At 43.1% G+C, this 5,734-nt stretch carries 2 protein-coding genes and 1 pseudogene; all 3 read left to right on the top strand.

Annotation, left to right across the window (positions count from 1 at the left end):
- Nucleotides 1-330, top strand: a pseudogene (locus ACEW9I_RS10685) (AAA family ATPase); the annotation flags it as partial.
- A 2-nt stretch (nt 331-332) separates the two neighbouring features.
- Nucleotides 333-848 (top strand): DUF192 domain-containing protein, encoded by a 516-nt coding sequence (locus ACEW9I_RS10680; RefSeq protein ID WP_373540324.1) that lies wholly within the window; start codon nt 333-335, stop codon nt 846-848.
- 3 nt (nt 849-851) lie between these two features.
- The coding region (locus ACEW9I_RS10675) for a hypothetical protein (protein ID WP_373540323.1) at nt 852-5,734 on the top strand (4,883 nt) is incomplete at its 3' end.

Here is a 5,734-nt window from a genome sequence, read left to right as displayed (position 1 = left end):
TATAAAACAGGGCACGGACGATTGACCGATCGGGAATGGTTTAGCATCCTGGAGCGTACCGAAAAATGTACTGGTGCCGAACTCGCGCAGATGGCCATCGAAGCTGCTACCTACCAATTCTATCGTCTTGAAGTAGGCGATCCGATCGAACTATCAGCAGAGGATATTCTAGCCGCAAGAACTCGCGTTAGAACGCTCTATACCCGCAATCCTGAAGGAATTATGGCGATCGAGAATAGAGCTAAAGCTTTTACCGAAGCTTCGAGTTCGGATTTGCCCCATCCCTTTGACTTACCAGAAGAACCCTTATATTCACTTAACTGTAATTAACTATGACTCAGGAGATTGACAAACAGCCAGAGCAGCTTAAATACAGTCAGTTTTACTGGGTGTTTTTCTTAGCTTTTCCCTTTATCATGCAAGGCTTTAAGCCAGAAGAAATTGCCCCAAAGTCAGCTATTATCTTACCGATTGAGGCGCAATTAATTAATGGTGATAAAGCGATTAATTTAGAGGTGGCGCGAACAAAATTGGATATCGCTCGTGGGCTAACCTTTCGAGAAAGTAAGGATATGGCGGACGATCGGGGAATGCTATATGCTGGCGATTTTACGTCCGATACGGCATTTAGTGGCAAGGACAATAAGTTTGCGACGGATATCTTATTCTTCAATGGCAATCGAGTCGCTTATATAGCTCGTGTCGAAGCTTGCGACGAACAAAGATGCTTGAAACATCGCACCAATCAACCGTTCGATCGAGTAGTTGAAGTTAAAGCTGGAATCGCCAACAAGCTCAAGATTACAGTTGGTTCGACTGTCGAAATTCGCTTTATCCCCAGGAGGTAATAGATGACAGATTTAACTCGTTACAGCCTGTTCGCTCAAAAAGTTCAGATCGATCCAAAAACCAAACAACCCGCCAAGCGCAAGATTCTTGGTGAAACGCTGCTAGATTTCTTTATCCCTGGAGAGAAGTTATATTTAGCTCAAAATGATGACTTTACAACTCAAGCAGAGATTATTAGTAACGCTCCCGCAGGAACGCAATTAATCTTAGTCGATCGCGATGATTTAATTTATGGTTCTCCAGAAGCTGCCCAAAAACTCAAGGAAGTATTGCCGATCGACTATTTAGCTGGAGCTTACTCCAGCATTTTCAAAGGTGGTTGCGAACCACTCAAAGCGGATCGTCCGCTAAAAATTGTAGTAGTCGATTTCGCCAACGGTTATGACAGTGGTAACGCTAACATTCCGCCAGAGATCTCTCGCCAATTCGTTCATGATTCTTGTGGCGCGATCGATAAAAATTTATTGAAGGAGCTGACAGATAAAGATAAAGCAATCCAGTTTCGGATGGGGGTCAAAAGTGCTCAAGCTACCACATTTGCGAAAGGATTCTTAAATACAATCGATCTACCCCAGTTATTTCCCGCTGGCGACGCTCCAGACATGATTTTATCTCTCGATAGCTTCAAGGGGCAAAAGCCCGTGCCTGGAATGTATGAATATCAACCGGAAGAAATATTCTTCGGCATCAAGAACGACAGCCAAAATACTAAGTCAGCCATTAGTGAAGTATTATCGATTTATCCTCAAGCAGCGCATGATGTATTGCCTGTCGTTCAAGCAGAAGCTCAAGTTCTTGCCGCTCACAGTCAAAATCTAGTATTGGCTGCTGCGTGGGCATTAAACGACTATTACATGGAGAACGAAGCTCAACCTGACGAGTTTAACACCATCAATTTGATGGATATGGCATTGAGTACGGGGCGGTACGATTTGCTTAACTCCGTCCAAGTTAAAGACTGGCTGGGAGACAGGTTGAGTGCATCCTGGCGCAATCTCTCATTTGCCGATACTCGTCGTTTGAACGGTGACAATGCAACAGTTCTTCCTGCATGGGATCTCAAATATGGAGAGATTGCCGTACCTTGGCTCAAGGATGGCGAAGAATTTGTATTTTTTCGCTCTCCAGTAGTCAATCGGAACGGGCTACTCACAGTCAAAAATAACCTGAAAGCTTGGGAAAGCTTACAAAAATTGGGAGCCGATCCCGACATCATGTATGTCAATATTCAGACACTCGAACGAATTGAGGCAGAAGACCCAGACACCTACGATGCACTGATCGAGGAATATGGCACGGAGGAACGCCTCAAAGCAGAATTTCAGACGTTGATGCAGTCTACTCAGATGGACTATGACGGGGATACTGGTAATGCCATTTCACGGACGATCGTCCCAAATTTATATGCGGCGGTACAAGAAAACGAACATCCCGATGCCAAGCTACCTAACTTTGAAAAACGGGCAAAAAATCTGCCGACAGAGATGACTTTACCGGAGGTCGCAATTCACATTCGTCCGCCTTATGTCAATTTAGTTTATAGCCAGAAAGCACGGCTACACTTATCAAAGTCAGAGATCGATCTGGCTATCGAGAGTGGTAATGCGGAGTTAATCGATCGACTGGCAATCGAGTATTTGGAGAAGACAAATCAGTCTTTATTTGCGGCAGTTAAAGATCGGTTTACTGGGATGGGGATAGATGGAGAGTTTTATCCAGTAACTTTACCCAGCTCGATTAAAGATGCAGCTCAAGTTTTTAGCGATTCTTTTGATGAGAAGTTGGCGATCGCAGCTTATGAAAGTGCCGGATACCATCGGTCTTTATTCAAGATGATAGATTTTCAGAAGTCCCTGGCTCGATTCCGCGATGACTGCGAACGTTTGGAATTTACTACTCCCGATGGAAAGGTCAAAAATAAGTTGCCCGAAAAGCTATTGACTGCCATCTATGATTTCAACCGGATTTATTTACCAAACTTTATCAAAAAATATCCCGAACGCGCTGGCGAACTACAAGAAGTTGTCGATCGGTATCAAAATCTCTCGCGGTTGATCGAGCAGGGCATCGATACTAATATTCCACTTAAATTTACCGAAACTCGCGAACGGTTCGATCCTCTAGCAAAGCATTTTATCAAATACGAAGATACCGAGTCAGTTAAGTTAACTCGTCTAGCCGCCGATCCCGAACTGTCTAATATCGATCGATTGAGATCGTATCAAGATGTATTAGATGAGGCGATTGTGGTTACGAGTCAACTCAATCAAGATGCCGTCGATATTTTTAAGTCTGCCAATCAGATCGAAGTCGAATTGAGTTCGGCAATTGCTACTAACTTTAGCCGAGATAAATACACTTCGGTATCTGGAAAATCTAAATCGGCGGCTTATAATAACAACTTCAAGCCTAAACCGACTGGTTTTAGTTTACCAGAGACTTTACAAGATTTATGCAATCAAAATTATCAGCCGCTCGATCGCGAGACTACTTCTACTAATGCAAATTTAACTGGAGCATTTAAAGATATTCCGGTTTCAGAGCAAGCATTAGCAATTGCAGGTTTTTATATCAATGACGACCAGGAAGCGATCGACAAATATGCAGAGTACAATCGCATCGCTAAATTAGCAGGTAAGGAGCGAACTTATCTCGAAATTAAATATGCAGGGACGAAGATCGATATTTTCAGTTTGAATGTCAGTGGTGTTAATGTACTTAAAAACGCTGAATTTGGTGAATTTAAGTTAAATTTATTTGATGAAAATGCGACCTATATCGAGCGAAATATTAACGGTGAATTTGTCACACAACATGATGTCGGCTTGTTAGATCGTGAATGGTGCAAAAACTTTGCACAAAAGTGTGGAGAGAGAAAGATCGAATTTGAGGCTGTAGATTTTCAGGCAGGAGTAGCTAAAGGTTTAATTGATTTTGTGAAAGTCGGTGATACAAAAGCAGCGATTCAACGCGAACGTAAAGCCGCAGTGGTTAATATGCGTCAAGCGTTTGAGAAAGCTGAGATCGGTCAGATGGAAAGTTTAGCAGCGATTGCGAAGGTGACTGGAAATGCCAATCCAGCATTGCTTTTAGCAGCATATCCGCAAAGTCTGGTCGAACGAATTAAGGTCGCCACCGATGAATCACTCGTTCTCGACAAAAGTGCCGCCGAATTACTCGAATTATTGGGCACGGAACGATTCAAATTTAATGTTGATGACAAGGGTGCTTTAAACCCGATCGCACCCGATGGTAATAGTTATAAGATTGAATTTGCATCGAATCTACATCGTCAGGCTTATCGACAGTCTGGTAACTTTGCAGATAAAGCGAAGGCGGCTATGTATTCGGCTTTACCAGCAGGATTACTTGGTGAAGGTCGCTTGCAAAAAGAGACTGTTAACCTGTCGATCGAATTGAGTAACAAGAAACGCATTCTCGCGGTTAATTTGACACCAACGGGTAAATCTGTGGAGAGTGCCCAAAATTTGACACTTGAGAAAGTTACCAGCACACCCTATCAAATCGATATAAAAGGATTAAAGTGTCCGGTGGTTTATACCAGCGATGAATTGAGCGAACTATTCGACCGCTCGATCGGCGATGATGCGGTTGGAAATCTGCAATTTAGTGAATTTCGGGTAAATCCTCGATCGCTCGCAAATCAGAAGCCCACATTTTCAGCAGTTCTCGAAGATAATGGACGAGAGTATTATTTAACTGGAATAATGCCGGATAGCGATGCAGCGGGAGAACCAATCGATTATAGTAAAGTTCTATCTGGTTATGTTGCATTTAAGAATATCGATCGTCAAATAATCAAAGCAGACCCAGTAATTATCGGGTACGAAATCTATCAAAATATTGACAGCAATCGCCATAAATTAGGGGATATCACCGCTCGTTCTGCTATTACCGCACAATTAACTGGTGACGAGCAAATTTCCGCTATTTCACCCAATCATCACTATCGACTAGATATTCCCGATCCTCAGAAAGTGATGAATGCTGCTGTGTGGAAGATTCAGTCTGAATCTAAGTTATACGAGCCAACTGTCTACCAACGGGAGCCAAGTGAGACGGACACTCAAAACGCTAATATCAGGTCGCAGATTTTAAATCGCTTGAGTAGTAATTCAATTCTAATGACTGAGATAAAACAACCAGTCATTAAAAACGATGGAGTCGATCTAAAGAATTTTTACCAAATCGATCTTCCAGTTAGTGTTGCTGGTGAGATGAAGGAATATCTGAACAAACAGAAGATTCCATATCAGTCTTATCTCGATACTCATCCTGCTTATGTTGAGGAATATCGGCGTGGTTATGAGGTATTAGTTGTAGATCCAGTCGAGCTAGAGCAAAAGAAAGGCTCAAAGGTCGATAAACTAGACCGCTTTATCTCTAAATTTGGCAAGCCGCTCGAACCAGATGCTTATCAGCAAGCGTTAAGCGATGCTAGAGTAGTGCGTCCAGTCATCGGACAGGATCTACGAAAACTTGGTAATTGGCTCAGTCAAGCCAATCTTGTTAGCACTGAGTTACCCGCAATCGATGTCGATAAGCTGGGTTCGGTGCCTTCATTTCTTAAAGGTATTCAAGCAGAAGTACGATCTAGGTTTGGCGCGAGGATGGGCGTTACTGAAGATGGCAAACACGCGGTATTCTCGTTTGGAGTCGATTATCTTCGCCAACAGCTTAATAATGCCTTGGGCGACACTCTAACGAACGTTGAATATACCTCCGAGCAGCGGCAACGTCCGGTTTATGCCGCAGTCATCCCGACAGCAGAATTAGAGAGTTACGTGCGCGAGCATTACCATCAACTCAGCTATAATTTCGATCGAGAAACAGGTAGTACGATCAATCCCGTACTCAAGACTTT

The sequence above is a fragment of the Chamaesiphon sp. genome (assembly GCF_041738855.1).
In the GTDB taxonomy this organism is placed as follows: domain Bacteria; phylum Cyanobacteriota; class Cyanobacteriia; order Cyanobacteriales; family Chamaesiphonaceae; genus Chamaesiphon.
Note: the sequence above shows the minus strand (reverse complement) of the source record. Positions and strands in the feature narration are given on the sequence as shown.